The organism is Herbidospora sakaeratensis, assembly GCF_001570525.1.
Taxonomy (GTDB): Bacteria; Actinomycetota; Actinomycetes; order Streptosporangiales; family Streptosporangiaceae; genus Herbidospora; species Herbidospora sakaeratensis.
The window spans coordinates 199,620-212,769 of sequence record NZ_BBXC01000013.1; the positions used below are offsets into that span (position 1 = coordinate 199,620).

Genomic DNA, 13,150 nt, shown 5'->3' on the forward strand with positions numbered 1-13,150 from the left:
GCGGACCTTGAGGATGTAGCTCTCCTCCCCGGCACCCCGACGGCACCGTCACCGCCCACTTCGCCGACGGCGGCGCCGAACGGGGCGACCTGCTGGTCGGCGCCGACGGCGTGGGCTCGCGCGTCGCATCGGCGCTGGCCGGACGGCCGACGTCCACCCCGGCCGGGGTGAGCGGCATCGCCGGCCGCACCCCGTTGACCGCCGTCACCCGGCCGCTGGTCCCCGCGCTGCTGACGCCCGGCCCCGCCCTGGCGTTCGGCCCCGGCGGCGTGGGGTTGTTCCTCACCGTCCACGACCCCGAATCGGGCACCGAGGTCGACCCTTCGTCCTGCACCGAGGTCCCGGCGATCATCGAGCCGCCGTCGCTGGTCTGGGGTGTGCTGGCCCCCGACGGGGCCTACCCCGACGGCCCTCGGGAACTCGACGCCACCGCGCTGATCGGCCTCACCGGCGACCTGCTGCGCGGGTGGGACGCGGACGTCCGCGCCCTGGTCGACGCGGCCGATCCCGCTTCGGCAGCCTTCTTCGGCTTCCACGCGGCCGACCCCGACGCCGACTTCACGCCGTGGCCGGCCGGCGCCGTGACCGCGCTGGGCGACGCCGTGCACGCGATGCCGCCCACGGGAGGCATGGCCGCGGCGACGGCGATCCGCGACGCCGACCTGCTCGCGGAGGAACTGGCGCTCGTCCAGGCCGGGACGTCCACGATCCCGCTGGCGGTGCACCGCTACCAGCGACGCATGGCCGCCTACGCGGGGGAGGCCGTGCGCACGTCGCTCCAGCCGTTGCGCTGGATCGAACGGCTCGCCACCCCGGCGGGCACCCGGGCCGCCCGCATCGCGCTCCCGACGCTCGCGGCCGCCGCCCGACTCGGCCGCGCCTTCACCTGGACGGGCGATTGACTTCTCCACGGGATCGCCCCGACGAGCCCCGAGTCGTGCAAGTGGCGGTGGGGGTGGCCACGGTGCCGTTTGCGGTGAATCCGAAGTTTCTGGAGCCGCTGGCGGAGATGGAGCCGTTGGAGGGGGCATTGACCACGGTGACGCCGGAACCGGACACGCTCCGGCGTCCGTTCCACAGGCTCGTGATGGTCTGGCTCCCGGGCCAGGTCCACCGCACGGTCAGCTGGCCGTCGTCGCGATCGTCGCCGTGCACCTGCCCGGGACCGGGGACGGCGAGACCGTGTTCAGGGCGGTGAGGCCGGCTTCTTGTCGCCGCCGCTGAACAGCAGCGGGTTGTCACCCGGCCGCCAGGAGTCCCGGTCGCGCACGCCCCACACCGTGATGCCGGTGCAGCGGGCCACCGCGAGGCAGTCGTCCACCACGGCGGCGTAGGTCTGCGGGGGAGCGCCCTTGCACGTCGACGCCGAGGGCGGCGAATCTGGAGATCGTGGTCCGGAAGTCGGCGTTGTAGAGGCTGCCTCTGGTGAAGTGGGCCGGGAGGCCGACGCAGTCGATCGGCACGCCACGCTGCTTGAAGTCGCGCACCATGGCGTGGACGGCCTGCGTCTTCGATGGCGTAGTCGTTGTAGCAGAGCTTGGCGGCCGGGTCGGCGGCCCGCGCGGTGCGGAAGGCCACCTCGATCCAGTCGTCACCGGTCCGCTGGAAGTTGGAGTCCCGCCGCGCGCCGGAGTCGGCGTAGGCCTCGTTGACGACGTCCCAGGCGTAGATCTTGCCTTGGTAGTGGCCCATGACGCCGTTGAGGTGGTCGATCATCGCCTGCCGCAGGGCACTGCCGGAGAGCGCCTGCAACCAGTTCGGCTGCGCCGCGCGGCCGAGATCCTCGGCGGCAGGCGATCGAGGTGCTACACCGGCGGCTGGTGGATCCGAATCGCTATGGAATGCCTGCTTTGCCCCGCCCAATTCACGCGTTCACCTGGCCCGGTGCGAGAGGGCCTCAGCCGTATCGCTCGACGAGCGCGTTGCCGATCGAGACCAGGTGGTCTCGCACCCCGGGAGGGCCGATCACCTCGAGCCATTCGACCAGTCCGGCCAGCTCGCCGGCCAGCGCGTACTCGTTGTAGCCCCGGATCACGACCTCGATGCGGCCGTCGCTCGTGGGACCTCCCACCTCAAGCCGTCCGCCGAGCATCATCCGGAGCCGGCCTATCCAGTCAGGCGTACACAGCGCCTGAATCTCAAGGGGCGATCGCTTACGGTCGATCTCGTCGGCGATCTCGCGCCAGCTCGCGGCCAGGTCGAAGTCCGCAGGCCGGTGCACGGGATCGCCGGTCGGCTCGGTGGACGAGACGCGGTCGATCCGGAAGGTCCGCCGACCGGTCTCGGTGTGGGAGACGAGGTACCAGGACGGACCTTTGGCGACGATGCCCAGCGGGTGCACGGTCCTCTCGGTTTCGACGCCGGTGCTGTCGACGTAGCCGAGCCGCACCTGAACCCCGCGGATCACCGCGTTCTGGAGTTCGTCGAGGAACCGGGGCGGTCGGGCCTCGAACCGGCCAGACCCCCACCGTCCCGGGTCCATGACCAGCGAGGAGGCTGCCGCTTCGGCCTGCACCCGAAAAGGCTCCGGCAGGGCCTGGACGAGCTTGCGCAGCGCCGCCTTCACGGCCGGCGTCGCAGCCGAAGCCGGTCCGGCCACCAGGAACAGCGCGCGGACCTCACTCTCCGTCAACCCGGATAGATCGGTGCGGGCACCCCCCACGAGACGCCAACCACCGCCTCGGCCCTGCATGGAGTAGACGGGCACCCCGGCCATGGCCAGGGCGTCGAGGTCACGGCGCGCGGTGCGCTCGGAGACCTCCAGCTCTCGGGAGACCTCTGCCGCCGTCACCTGTTCGCGCCGTTGCAGCAGGAGAAGGATGGCCACCAGCCGGTCGGTTCGCACGCCGCCAACGTTGCCACTCAAACCGGTCATGGGGTGACCGGTTTCGGTCGGCAAGATGGCGACCACACCGCAAGGGACCGCCCCTGCGGCAACACAGCGAGGAAACGTGATGTTCGATCCGGCCGATTTCCCCAAACCCACCCTTGTTCCGGTGAACGGGGTGGAACTCGAAGTCTTCGAAGCAGGCCGACAGAATGCGGGGAAACCCATTGTGCTCTGTCACGGCTGGCCGGAGCACGCCTTCTCCTGGCGCCATCAGATGCCCGCCCTAGCGGCAGCGGGCTACCACGTCATCGTTCCGAACCAGCGAGGTTATGGGAACTCATCCCGCCCGACCGAAGTGAGCGAATATGACATCGAACACCTGACGGGTGATCTCATCGCCCTCCTCGATCACTACGGATACGAAGACGCCACTTTCGTCGGCCACGATTGGGGTGCGAACGTCGTCTGGAGCCTGGCCCTGCTGCATCCGAGCCGCGTGAACAAAGTGATCAACCTGAGCCTGCCCTACCAGGAGCGCGGAGAAAAGCCCTGGGTCGAGTTCCTGGAAGAGGTGTTCGGCGGCGACCTCCACCTCGTCCATTTCAATCGACAACCAGGCGTCGCGGACGCCGTGTTCGAAGCCAACACCTTCCAGTTCCTCCGCAACCTCTACCGGAAGAACGAGCCCCCCAGAGAGTTCCGGCCGGGTATGGCGTTGATCGATCTCGCCCGAGCGGAGACGCCCCTCGGCGAGCCCATCATGAGCGACGACGAACTGGCGGTTCTGGTGTCGGCTTTCGAATCGACAGGGTTCACGGGCACCATAAATTGGTACCGAAACCTCGACCGCAACTGGGACTTGCTGGCGGACGTGGACCCGATCATCCGACAGCCCGCACTCATGATCTACGGCGACCGAGATGCTGTCTCGAAGTCTGAACGACTGGCCGAGTTCGTGCCCAATGTGGAAGTGGTCAATCTGGATTGCGGTCACTGGATCCAGCAAGAGGAGCCCGAAGAAGCCAACCAGGCGATTCTCAAATGGCTGGAACAGCAGGACACCATCTAGCGACTCGTGACCCGGTCTGGGCCACCCGACGCGCTTCGCGTTCGGTGGTCAGTGCGTGAATCGCTTCTTCGACCGGGGCTCGATATTTCAGCGTCTGCGTGTGAAGAACGGGTCGGAGGGCATTCCTTCGACCTGTTCGCGTTAGCCCGTCGAAGCCCATCCCGAATAAGCACTGAGAGGCGCCCCCTTCAGTTCCCGGCGCTGAGTGCATCATGAATCATCGAGTCACCGTGGCCCGCTCGGTCGACTCTCCACATCGTGGAACGAAGACGTGATGAACAGCGTCACCTCGATCGCACCTAAGCTCGATCACACTCGGCGCCAACCGCTGTGCCGATGATCCCCAAGCCGGCATCCACCTCCGCCGCTTCTTGCCTCTAAACAGCCTTGGTTGCCACCGCCTGGCCGCCACGTGTAGCCCAGCCACGCGGGTAGGCACGGGCCATCGGCAATGTCGTCAAGGCCGAAAGCGCCGCCGGAACGAGACCATTTGCCGTCGGTGACGTCACCTCCCTTAGGCGCTGAGCATCAGCTCGGTTCGACAGCCCCAGCGGTGGTCGACCGGGGCCAAAGCGGTCAGCCAGTCGGGGCGGTAGACCGACCGCTCCCCGGTGGGCCAGATCGCCAAGCGGATCCAGCGCCGCCCGGGTTGGGCGGTGCTGGAGATCCCGATGGACGGGTTGGCTGGGCGTCATCGCCGACTGGAACCCGCTGTCGTCGACGGCGGCGGCCACGCGGGAGCCGTTCGGCAAGCTCGGCTGGGCCAACGACACCAGGGCAGTCCTGAACGGCGCGGTGGACGCTGCTGCGCCCGGTCGCGCAATCGAGCTGCAGGCGCCGGCGGACCTGCGGGTGACGATGGGCGAGGTGGAGCTCGGCATGACGGAGAATTTTCGCTGAGACTTACTTTGTAAAGGTGTCGGGTCAATGCTAGATAGTTTTTACCTCCAATAAGCCTCAACGACGATGAACGGTTTGCTCCGGGCGGAGCCGGGTGGCCGGAGAAGCTGCTCATGCCGAAGTCACCGTGACTGGTCTCGGTCAGGTAGGCGTCGCTGGGGCATCGTCGGTCGCGTTGTCGGCACCGACCTCCGTGATCGCCCATAGCCCGAGCAGCCTGGCCGATCTGTTCGGCGAGCGCAGTTCGGGCATGCGCAGCACCTCCTGGGCCACGCCGTTCCGCTGCTCCGCTGCTCCGCTGGACCGCCGGAGCCGATGGTCCGTGCTCCGATGGTCCGTGCTCCGATGGTCCGTGCTCCGATGGTCCGTGCTCCGATGGTCCGTGCTCCGAAGGGCCATACGGTCAGAGGGCCTTAAGGGCAGACGGGCCGGGACGGAAATCGGTCGCTTGCGTCTCTCGGCTGGTCCTGGATGCCCCACCCGTGCACAGCATCCCGGGCCCGCCGTTAGGGGGCTCATCGACCAATCCCAGTGTTGCCAGTACTGATGGAGTGCGAACCATCAGCGTCGGCCATTTGTGGCCATAACACGCCAGGCTCGTTGACGATCACTGGGCTTGATCCGGTGTGACGGACATCTGAGATCAGGGGTTCGTCCCCGGAAGGATGTCCATCATGGAGAGCATGGGGAAGAAGAAACGTCCTCGCCGCTCGTTCACGCCGGAGTTCAAGGCCGAAATCGTCGAGCTGTGCCGGCGAGGTGACCGCTCGGTCGGCCAGGTGGCCAAGGATTTCGAACTGACCGAGACCGCGGTGCGGGCCTGGGTCCGCCAGGCCGAGGTCGACGCCGGCAGTCGGGAAGGGCTGACCAGCGCCGAGCGGGAGGAGCTGGCCGCGTTGCGGCGGGAGAACCGCCGGTTGCGCGAGGACTTTGACATCCTCAAGCGGGCCACGGCTTTCTTTGCGAAGGAGACCCGGTGAACGTGGACCCGTTCATCGAGGCGGAGAAGCGCGGCGGACGCAACGTCAAGCGGACGTGTGAGCTGCTGAAGGTCTCCCGCACCGCCTTCTACGCACGCCGCATCGCCGTTCCGGGCCCCCGCGCTGTCCGTGATCAGGAGTTGAGCGGTCGCATCGGCGTCGTCCACCGCGATTCGCGGGGCACCTATGGAGCGCCACGCATCCACGTGGCCCTGCGGCGGGAGGGAGAGCCGTGCGGCCGGCGCCGGGTGGCCCGGCTGATGCGCGTGCTGGGATTACAGGGCAGGCACCGGCACCGCCGGCAGATCACCACGATCCCCGCCCCGGATGCGGGCGGGTGGCCCGACCTGATCGGGCGGGACTTCCATCCCGACGCGGGAGGGATCGACACCCGCCGGTGTGGCGACATCACGTATGTTGCCACCGATGAGGGCTGGTTGTACCTGGCCACGGTCATCGACATCGCCTCCCGGCGGGTGGTCGGCTGGGCCACCGCCGACCATCTGCGCACCGAACTCGTCGCCGACGCCCTGCAGCAGGCGTGGCACACCCGCCGTCCCGCGACGCCGGTGATCTTCCACTCCGACCGCGGCTGCCAGTACACCAGCGCCGCCTACGCTCAGCTGGCACAACGGCTTGATGTCTGGCTGTCGGTCGGCCGGACGGGCCAATGCTGGGACAACGCCCTGGCCGAGTCGTTCTTCGCCACGATCAAGGGCGAACTCCTGGACGAACGCCGATGGCCCACCCGAGCAGCCGCCCCCACAGCGCGATCTTCGAGTTCATCGAGAGCTGGTACAACCTGCGTCGCCTGCACAGCAGGCTCGGCTACGTTAGCCCCGCCGCTTACGAGGAAACTCTCGCGGCCTGACCACCACAACGACGGTGTCCGTCAAAGCGGAACAAGCTCATCACGTTCCCGGTTGTGCTGTGCGCGAAGAGGTCGGGACCTCGGCTCGGTGGCTGTTTATGGTGAGGCATGGCCTCCTCTGTTACGCCGCTGCGGCGACTGAGCGATCGAAGCGAGCCGGAGCCCGCGCGGGAGCCGCTGTGGCGCGAGGCGCTCGGTGAGTGCCTGCGGGAGATCCGCCACGAGCGTGGGGAGAAGCTGGCCGATACCGCGCGCCGTGCCGGGGTATCGCCGCAGTACCTCTCCGAGATGGAGCGGGGCGTCAAGGAGCCGTCGAGCGAGATGATCGCCGCGGTCGCCGGGGCGCTGGAGGTCACGTTGGTCGATCTGACCTTCGCGGTGACCGAGAACCTGCGGGCGGCGCAGGGTGGTGGCGCGTCGGCGGGGGTCACGCTGCTGGCCGCCTAACGCGGCCCCGGCCCCGGCGTTCGCTGCGATCAGTTACGTGCGTTCTCCTCGATGATCTGGTCGAGGAGCCCGTATTCCATCGCCGCCGTCGCGGTGAACACGCGGTCGCGGTCGGTGTCGGCGCGCAGGGTCTCGACGGTCTGGCCGGTGTGACGCGACAGGATGCGCTCGATGTCGGCCCGGACTCGCACGACCTCGTCGGCCTGCAGGATGAGGTCGGGGATCGCGCCGCGTCCCTGGGCGGCCGGCTGGTGCAGGACCACCCGTGCGTGGGGGAGGGCGGCCCGTTTGCCTTCGGCGCCGGCCGCCAGGAGCACCGCGCCCACCGCGATGGCCTGGCCGATGCAGGTGGTGGCGACCTTCGGGCGGATGTAGCGCATCGTGTCGTAGATGGCGAGCATGGCGCTCGGGTCGCCGCCTTCGCAGTTGATGTAGAACTGGATTTCGGCGTCGGGATTGTCGGACTCCAGGAAAATCAGCTGCGCGATGAGCGCGTTCGCGACGCCCGCGTCGATCGCGGTGCCGAGATAGACGATTCGTTCGGTGAGCAGATGTGAATAGACGTCGAGAATACGTTCGCCGCGTGAATTGCGGGCGATGACGTTGGGGATCGTGTAAGTGCTCATCGGGCCGCTCCTTCGGTGACGCCGAAACCGAGCCGATGGGTGGCGAGTGGCGCGATCTCGCCGAAATCGCTGACGATCGAATCGATGAAGCCGTAGTCGAGCGCTTCCTGTGCGGTGTACCAGCGGTCGTGCAGGGAGTCGTCGAAGATGCGCTCCACGGGCTGGCCGGTGTCTTCGGCGATGAGGCCGAGCACCGTGTCGCGGGTGTGCCGCAGGTCGCTGGCCTGCAGTTCGATGTCGACGGCGGTGCCGCCGATTCCGGCCGAGCCTTGGTGCATCAGCACCCGGGCGTGGGGCAGCGCGCGGCGTTTGCCCCGGGCGCCCGAGGAGAGCAGGAACTGGCCGGCGCTGTAGGCGATGCCGAGCACCAGCGTCGACACGTCACACGGAATCAGCCGCATGACGTCACGGATCGCCAGCATCGACGGCACGGAACCACCCGGGGAATGGATCCACAATGCGATGTCGGCCGAGGGATCCTGGGTCGCGAGGGTTATCAATTGCGTGGTGAGAAGAGTGCCGTTGTCGTCGTCGAGAGGGCCGTCGAGAACGAGCGTTCGCTGCTCGTAAAGCCGACGCCGCACATGCACGTCGAACAAAGGGGATTTCGATTCATCGCTCATGCGTCCATCATGTGAGGCCGCCCGCCGCGATATCGACCCGATCCGCCTGCGGCGGATCCGCTCAGAGCAGCGTGGCCTGATCGTTGATGACCTGCGGTGCGCGGACGCGGCAGGCACCGAGCCTGCGCCGGTGTACCGGTATTCCGCCCCGATACCCCGCCGTCATCGTCGCGCAGCTGCACGGCACGGTGGCGGGCACCGTGTGCCAACGCGATCATCGGAACTCGGAACAGGCGCAGGTCAGGAGACGCCCGAGCCGCCTGCGACGCAACCGCGACGACCTATCGAATGAAGCGGACCGCTCGAATGAAGCGGACCGCGCCCACCGCCGCTATCCGAGTAACGCCCATGAGGGCGATGAGGGCCGCACGCACAGCCGCTATCCGGGTGGTGGCCACCAACGCCCATGAGGGCGAAGAAGCCTGAGCCTCGATGATGATGAGCGGCCGAGTGAGTTCGCCGGTGGGCTTGGGAAAACATGGTGTCGGGTGGCGGCTGACGCATGGTCTGCCGCCAGGGACAGAGGCGGTCTGATGTCCAGCGGACACTTGTACGACACCATCGGAACCACCTACACCCTGACACGGCGCACCGACCCGCGTATCGCCCGGCAGATCTGGGCCGCACTCGGCGAGGCGCGGACCGTGCTGAACGTCGGGGCCGGCACTGGTTCCTACGAGCCTCCGGCCCTTGAAGTGACGGCGGTGGAGCCGTCGGCGGTCATGCGGGCCCAGCGCCCAGCCGGTGCGGCGCCGTGCGTCGAGGGAAGCGCGGAGGATCTCCCGTTCGAGGACCGATCGTTCGACGCCGCGATGGCGTTCGCCACAATCGATCACTGGGGGGATCCGATCGCGGGTCTGCGGGAGATGCGGCGGGTCGCCCGCCGGGTGGTCGTGTTCACCTGCGACGCCCGAGCCGCCGACCTGTTCTGGCTGAATCGCGACTACCTGCCGGAGTTCGCCGGCCTGTGGGCAGACCGGCCTTCGCTGAGTGAGCTGGCCGGAGCGATCGGAGCCCGGATCGAACCGGTGCTCGTCCCGTGGGACTGCGCCGACGGTTTCTACCACGCCTTCTGGCGACGCCCCGAGGCATACCTGGACGCGCAGGTCCGCGGCGGCATGTCGATCTGGGCCAGGGTCGGCCCGGAGGCCGAGCGCCGTGTGGTCGACACCCTCCGCGACGACCTCGCCTCCGGCCGATGGGCCGACCGCAACCGCGACCTCTCCGGTCTCGACGCCGCCGAGCTCGGCCTGCGCCTGCTCATCGCCTAGATCACCAGCGGCTCTGCTGCCGGGCTTGACTGGCCACGCCTTTGGAGATCTGCCCCCGGTCGTTCATGATGACCGCCCTCCGCAGCCAGTCGGGCCAGGGATGCCGGTTCGGTCCGTCCGCCGGCGTCGGCACGGTCTGCAGGGACGTCTCGCGGGCCCCGGGGCACTGGGGGAGACGGAGCACGAACCGTGCGCCCCGTTCGCTGTCCTCGATGGTCAGCGTGCCTCCGTGGGCGTGGGCGATCTCCCTGGCGATGGCCAGGCCGAGGCCCGTGCCTCCCGAGTCGCGGTCGCGGGCCGCGTCCAGGCGGGTGAAGCGTTCGAAGACCCGTTCGCGGTCGGCGGTGGCGACGCCGTCTCCGTCGTCCAGGACCTCGAGGACGGCGGTGCCGTCCTCGGCGCGGACGGTGACGGTGATCCGGGAGGTGGCGTGGCGTTCGGCGTTGTCGAGGAGGTTCACCAGCACCCGGGAGATGCGCAGGCGGTCGCAGTCGACGCACACGCCGTCCTCCAGGCGGCGGACGATCGTCGCGCCGTGGGTGCGCTGGTCGAGTTCGGCGGCGGCGAGCACGCCCAGGTCGGTGGGTTCGCCGTTGAGGGGGGCGCCGGCGTCGAGGCGGGCCAGGGCCAGCAGGTCGGTCACGATCGCCTGGAGCCGGTCGACGCCCGCCATGACCTTCGTGGCGACCTGTGACCAGTCGGCGTCCTTGGGGTAGGCGAGGGCTTCGTCCAGGTGGAGGCGCATGGCGGTGATCGGGCTGCGCAGGTCGTGGGAGGCGTCGGAGGTGAAGCGCCGCAGGCGTTCGTAGGCGGCCTCCAGCCGGTCGAGGGTGTCGTTCACCGTCTCGGCCAGGACGGTCACCTCTTCGTAGGTCTTGTAGGCGTCGGGCACGGGGACGCGGCGTTCGAGGTGGGTCGCGGTGATGTCGGCCAGTTGCCGCTGGATCGCGGAGACCGGTTCCACGGCCTTGGAGATGTCGCGGAACACCCAGGCGGTGACCGCCGCCGTCATCAGCAGGGACGTGCCGATCGCCAGCAACACCGCGGTGGTGTTGCCGTACCAGGGGACCGTGGGGGTCGCCACGTAGATGGACCAGATGCCGTCGGGCTGGTCGACGTTGATCGACGTGACGGTGCTGCAGCCGGCCAAGCCCGCCGGGGGACACAAGATCCTGGTGCCGCTCAGTTTGCCGTTCATGGGGTGGAAGGTCGCCATCGGGGGCGCGCCGATCAACTGACTGCTGGCCGCGGCCACTTTGTCCAGGGGATCCAGCACCTGGATCACCTCGTCGTGCTCATGCGGCAGGACGGGAGGCAGGCGCTCCTGCTGGATCAGGGGTTCGACGTCGCCCCAGGCGGACAGGCCCCGTTGCAGAGCGTTGTCACTTTCCTTGCCGCCTACGTACATCAAGAAGAGCAAACTCAGCCCCAGGCACATGAACGTCATGAGTACGCCTGTGGCTACGGTCCTTCGTGCGCGGTACGACGACCGTTTCCATCTTCCCATCGATCCTCCCCTCCCTCCACAGGTCAAGGAACCCCGTTGACCAGCCAAAACTTCCCGATGGCAGGTAAAGCTCGCGCGGAGGGGGAATCGTTTACCGAGCCGGCACTCGCTGGACGACGATGTATTCCGCCACCAGGACGTTGCCCAGGATGGACGCCCACACGGCCGAGGTGTAGATCGCCTCGAACCCGAGCGAAGGCGACAGCTGCAGTCCGAGCAGCAGATAAACGCGCAGGGTGACCGCCGCGAACGTCAGCGCGTAGTTGCGGATCATCCAGATCCGGTGCAGCCGCGCCTCACCCCGGCGGATGCACCGGTAGGCCATCGCGACGGTGTACAACCACGCCGCCACCAGGATGAAGAACGCGACCTGAACCGCGAAGCCGCTGATCGTGATCGCGGCGTTGACGGCGGCCGCGATCGACGCGATCACGACCGAGATCATGTACACCCGGCCGACGACACGGTGCAGTTTGGGCCGGCGGGCGCGGAGGCGGCCGACGAACTGCAGCGGCCCGAGCGCCAGGGCCAGGCCGCCGGGGAGGGCGTGCACCGCCAGTGACAGGTAGTGCAGCGCCACGTCCGGGTTGAGCGGCAGCGGGGCATCGGCGGCGTCCCCGCTCAAGTAGGGCGGCACCGACGCGACGGCGAAGCCGACGGCGGACAGTGCCATCAGGCCCCATGCCGCCCACCGCTTCCGGTGTACGCGGCCAGGCCGTCGGCCATGCGTTGCATGAAGCGAGTCAGGTACCACGTCCAGAAACCACCCAAGAAAGGGATCTTCGGCACGAAGACCGCAGACCATGTGATGTGCGTGCCCCCGCCGGATGCTGGGGCGAGATCGACGGTCCCCCGGTACGAGCGGAAGGGGCCGCCGAGGTTGTCGTAGACGAACCGCCGGTCGTCGATCAGCTCGACGATCCGCTCGCGGGAGACGCTCCGGCCGGTGCGGAGGATCCTGGTGTCGCCGGCATCCTGCCGGTCGTCGGTGACCAGCGGGGCCAGGTGGCCGCGTGGACCAGCGCCGCGAAGACGGCGTCGGGAGGGGCCTGGGAACGTGCGGTGACGCCATAGGAATAGGGCATGCGCCCCAACGTAGGAGCTGCCGATCTGGCCGGACATGCGGCCGATTGCGGTTGATCGATCAGTTCTTGCGGTACGCGGACGGGCGTACCCCCATCTGGCGCAGGAAGGCCGACGACAACGCGCCCGGGGAGGCGAATCCGCAGCGTGGGGCGATCTGTTCGAGGCTGAGCGGGGTGGTGGTCAGCAACCTGCGGGCCTGCTCGATCCGCAATCGGGTGAGGTGGCGGTGTGGCGTCTCGCCGGTCGCCTCCCGGAAGACCCGGACGAAGTGGTACACGCTCAAGTGCACCTCGGCGGCGATCACGGCCAGCGTCAAGGGGCCTGCGAGACGATCACGCATGATGGCGATGGCCGCTCTGACGGCGGCGTGCTCGGGTCCGGGCAGCCGCGCATGTCCGCCCAGAGTCAGCACATGGGTCGCGAGGAACGCCGCGGCCGACTCCGCGTACAGATCACCGGCGCCCCCGCTGCACGGCAGCGCCCGGAGCAGCTGCTCGACGACCGGATCGCCCGTCCCGACGGCGGCGGCCAGCCCCTCGAAGTCGGGCTCCCGCCCGCCCAGCGCCCCCGCGGCCTCGCGGACCGCCGCCGAGGGGACGTGCACCTGGACGGTCCGCAACCGCGACGTCGACCGGTAGTCGAACGAGGTCGCGCGCCCGGGCACCATGAGCTCCAGGTGCCCCGGGACCCACCGCCGCTCGACGGGCCGGCCGCCCGCGTGCAGCCGGACGTCCGCGTTCCCCGCCACGCACAACACGAGGTGCAGATCGCACACCGCGGGCATGGGGAGCTGCTCCGCCTGGGACGCGTGATCGAAGCTCTGCACCAGCAGCGACCGCCAACCGGCGCCGTCCCAGCTGTTGTACGTGTGCCGCACATAGGCCGCCGTGTCGAACTCGGCATACGACGAGGTGTCGAAGTCAGGCGAATCGAACACATG

General features: G+C 68.6%; 14 protein-coding genes and 1 pseudogene. 6 read left to right on the forward strand and 9 right to left on the reverse strand.

Going from position 1 to position 13,150, the window contains the following annotated elements:
* Positions 1-110: 110 nt before the first annotated feature.
* Positions 111-902, forward strand: a complete 792-nt coding sequence (locus tag AW271_RS22100; protein ID WP_062339299.1) for an FAD-dependent oxidoreductase — start codon at positions 111-113, stop codon at positions 900-902.
* Here AW271_RS22100 and AW271_RS43200 read toward each other — a convergent pair.
* The 3 genes and pseudogenes from AW271_RS43200 to AW271_RS22115 all read right to left on the reverse strand — a co-directional run bounded on the left by AW271_RS43200 (position 883) and on the right by AW271_RS22115 (position 2,911).
* Positions 883-1,242 carry a cellulose binding domain-containing protein gene (locus AW271_RS43200; RefSeq protein ID WP_083977032.1) on the reverse strand — a complete coding sequence of 120 codons (360 nt, stop codon included), beginning with the start codon at positions 1,240-1,242 and terminating at the stop codon, positions 883-885. The two genes, AW271_RS22100 and AW271_RS43200, sit on opposite strands and share 20 nt — an antisense overlap.
* Positions 1,187-1,716: pseudogene (locus AW271_RS43205) on the reverse strand (endo-1,4-beta-xylanase). The gene AW271_RS43200 and the pseudogene AW271_RS43205 overlap by 56 nt, the downstream one beginning before the upstream one ends.
* A 181-nt stretch (positions 1,717-1,897) precedes the next feature.
* Positions 1,898-2,911, reverse strand: a complete 1,014-nt coding sequence (locus AW271_RS22115; protein WP_245653154.1) for a helix-turn-helix transcriptional regulator — start codon at positions 2,909-2,911, stop codon at positions 1,898-1,900.
* Between the two features lie 43 nt (positions 2,912-2,954).
* Between AW271_RS22115 and AW271_RS22120 the strand changes: the two genes are divergently transcribed.
* The 4 genes from AW271_RS22120 (at position 2,955) to AW271_RS22140 (ending at position 7,097) form a co-directional block, all read left to right on the forward strand.
* Positions 2,955-3,899 (forward strand): alpha/beta fold hydrolase, encoded by a 945-nt coding sequence (locus AW271_RS22120; RefSeq protein WP_062339302.1) that lies wholly within the window; start codon positions 2,955-2,957, stop codon positions 3,897-3,899.
* 1,583 nt (positions 3,900-5,482) lie between these two features.
* Positions 5,483-5,779: a transposase gene (locus AW271_RS22130; protein WP_083977084.1), complete on the forward strand. Its 297-nt coding sequence runs from the start codon at positions 5,483-5,485 to the stop codon at positions 5,777-5,779.
* A 2-nt stretch (positions 5,780-5,781) separates the two neighbouring features.
* Complete coding sequence (locus tag AW271_RS39930; RefSeq protein ID WP_169806380.1) at positions 5,782-6,792, forward strand: IS3 family transposase; 1,011 nt, start codon at positions 5,782-5,784, stop codon at positions 6,790-6,792.
* Positions 6,759-7,097 (forward strand): helix-turn-helix domain-containing protein, encoded by a 339-nt coding sequence (locus AW271_RS22140; protein ID WP_062339305.1) that lies wholly within the window; start codon positions 6,759-6,761, stop codon positions 7,095-7,097. The genes AW271_RS39930 and AW271_RS22140 overlap by 34 nt, the downstream gene beginning before the upstream one ends.
* 29 nt (positions 7,098-7,126) lie before the next feature.
* Here AW271_RS22140 and AW271_RS22145 read toward each other — a convergent pair whose 3' ends face one another.
* Both AW271_RS22145 and AW271_RS22150 read right to left on the reverse strand, forming a co-directional pair.
* A complete protein-coding gene (locus AW271_RS22145) occupies positions 7,127-7,723 on the reverse strand; it encodes a ClpP family protease (protein ID WP_062339306.1) in 597 nt (198 codons plus the stop codon).
* Complete coding sequence (locus tag AW271_RS22150) at positions 7,720-8,346, reverse strand: ClpP family protease (protein ID WP_062339307.1); 627 nt, start codon at positions 8,344-8,346, stop codon at positions 7,720-7,722. The genes AW271_RS22145 and AW271_RS22150 overlap by 4 nt, the downstream gene beginning before the upstream one ends.
* Before the next feature lie 533 nt (positions 8,347-8,879).
* Here AW271_RS22150 and AW271_RS22155 point away from each other — a divergent pair.
* Positions 8,880-9,617: a class I SAM-dependent methyltransferase gene (locus AW271_RS22155; protein ID WP_083977034.1), complete on the forward strand. Its 738-nt coding sequence runs from the start codon at positions 8,880-8,882 to the stop codon at positions 9,615-9,617.
* Between the two features lies 1 nt (position 9,618).
* Here AW271_RS22155 and AW271_RS22160 read toward each other — a convergent pair whose 3' ends face one another.
* The 4 genes from AW271_RS22160 to AW271_RS22175 all read right to left on the reverse strand — a co-directional run bounded on the left by AW271_RS22160 (position 9,619) and on the right by AW271_RS22175 (position 13,147).
* Complete coding sequence (locus AW271_RS22160) at positions 9,619-11,025, reverse strand: sensor histidine kinase (RefSeq protein WP_169806381.1); 1,407 nt, start codon at positions 11,023-11,025, stop codon at positions 9,619-9,621.
* Positions 11,026-11,215: 190 nt separating this feature from the next.
* Positions 11,216-11,797, reverse strand: a complete 582-nt coding sequence (locus AW271_RS22165; protein WP_083977038.1) for a DUF2306 domain-containing protein — start codon at positions 11,795-11,797, stop codon at positions 11,216-11,218.
* Positions 11,797-12,246 (reverse strand): SRPBCC family protein, encoded by a 450-nt coding sequence (locus tag AW271_RS42470; protein WP_245653155.1) that lies wholly within the window; start codon positions 12,244-12,246, stop codon positions 11,797-11,799. The genes AW271_RS22165 and AW271_RS42470 overlap by 1 nt, the downstream gene beginning before the upstream one ends.
* A gap of 22 nt (positions 12,247-12,268) precedes the next feature.
* Positions 12,269-13,147, reverse strand: a complete 879-nt coding sequence (locus AW271_RS22175; RefSeq protein WP_062339309.1) for an AraC family transcriptional regulator — start codon at positions 13,145-13,147, stop codon at positions 12,269-12,271.
* Between the last annotated feature and the right edge of the window lie 3 nt (positions 13,148-13,150).

Bases quoted from the DNA above. Each gene is read 5' to 3' on its own strand.
- AW271_RS22120 (WP_062339302.1), top strand. From the start codon at position 2,955: ATGTTCGATCCGGCCGATTTCCCCAAACCCACCCTTGTTCCGGTGAAC.
- AW271_RS22130 (WP_083977084.1), top strand. From the start codon at position 5,483: ATGGGGAAGAAGAAACGTCCTCGCCGCTCGTTCACGCCGGAGTTCAAG.
- AW271_RS22140 (WP_062339305.1), top strand. From the start codon at position 6,759: ATGGCCTCCTCTGTTACGCCGCTGCGGCGACTGAGCGATCGAAGCGAG.
- AW271_RS22145 (WP_062339306.1), bottom strand. From the start codon at position 7,723: ATGAGCACTTACACGATCCCCAACGTCATCGCCCGCAATTCACGCGGC.
- AW271_RS22150 (WP_062339307.1), bottom strand. From the start codon at position 8,346: ATGAGCGATGAATCGAAATCCCCTTTGTTCGACGTGCATGTGCGGCGT.
- AW271_RS22155 (WP_083977034.1), top strand. From the start codon at position 8,880: ATGTCCAGCGGACACTTGTACGACACCATCGGAACCACCTACACCCTG.
- AW271_RS22160 (WP_169806381.1), bottom strand. From the start codon at position 11,025: ATGTACGTAGGCGGCAAGGAAAGTGACAACGCTCTGCAACGGGGCCTG.
- AW271_RS22165 (WP_083977038.1), bottom strand. From the start codon at position 11,797: ATGGCACTGTCCGCCGTCGGCTTCGCCGTCGCGTCGGTGCCGCCCTAC.
- AW271_RS42470 (WP_245653155.1), bottom strand. From the start codon at position 12,246: ATGTCCGGCCAGATCGGCAGCTCCTACGTTGGGGCGCATGCCCTATTC.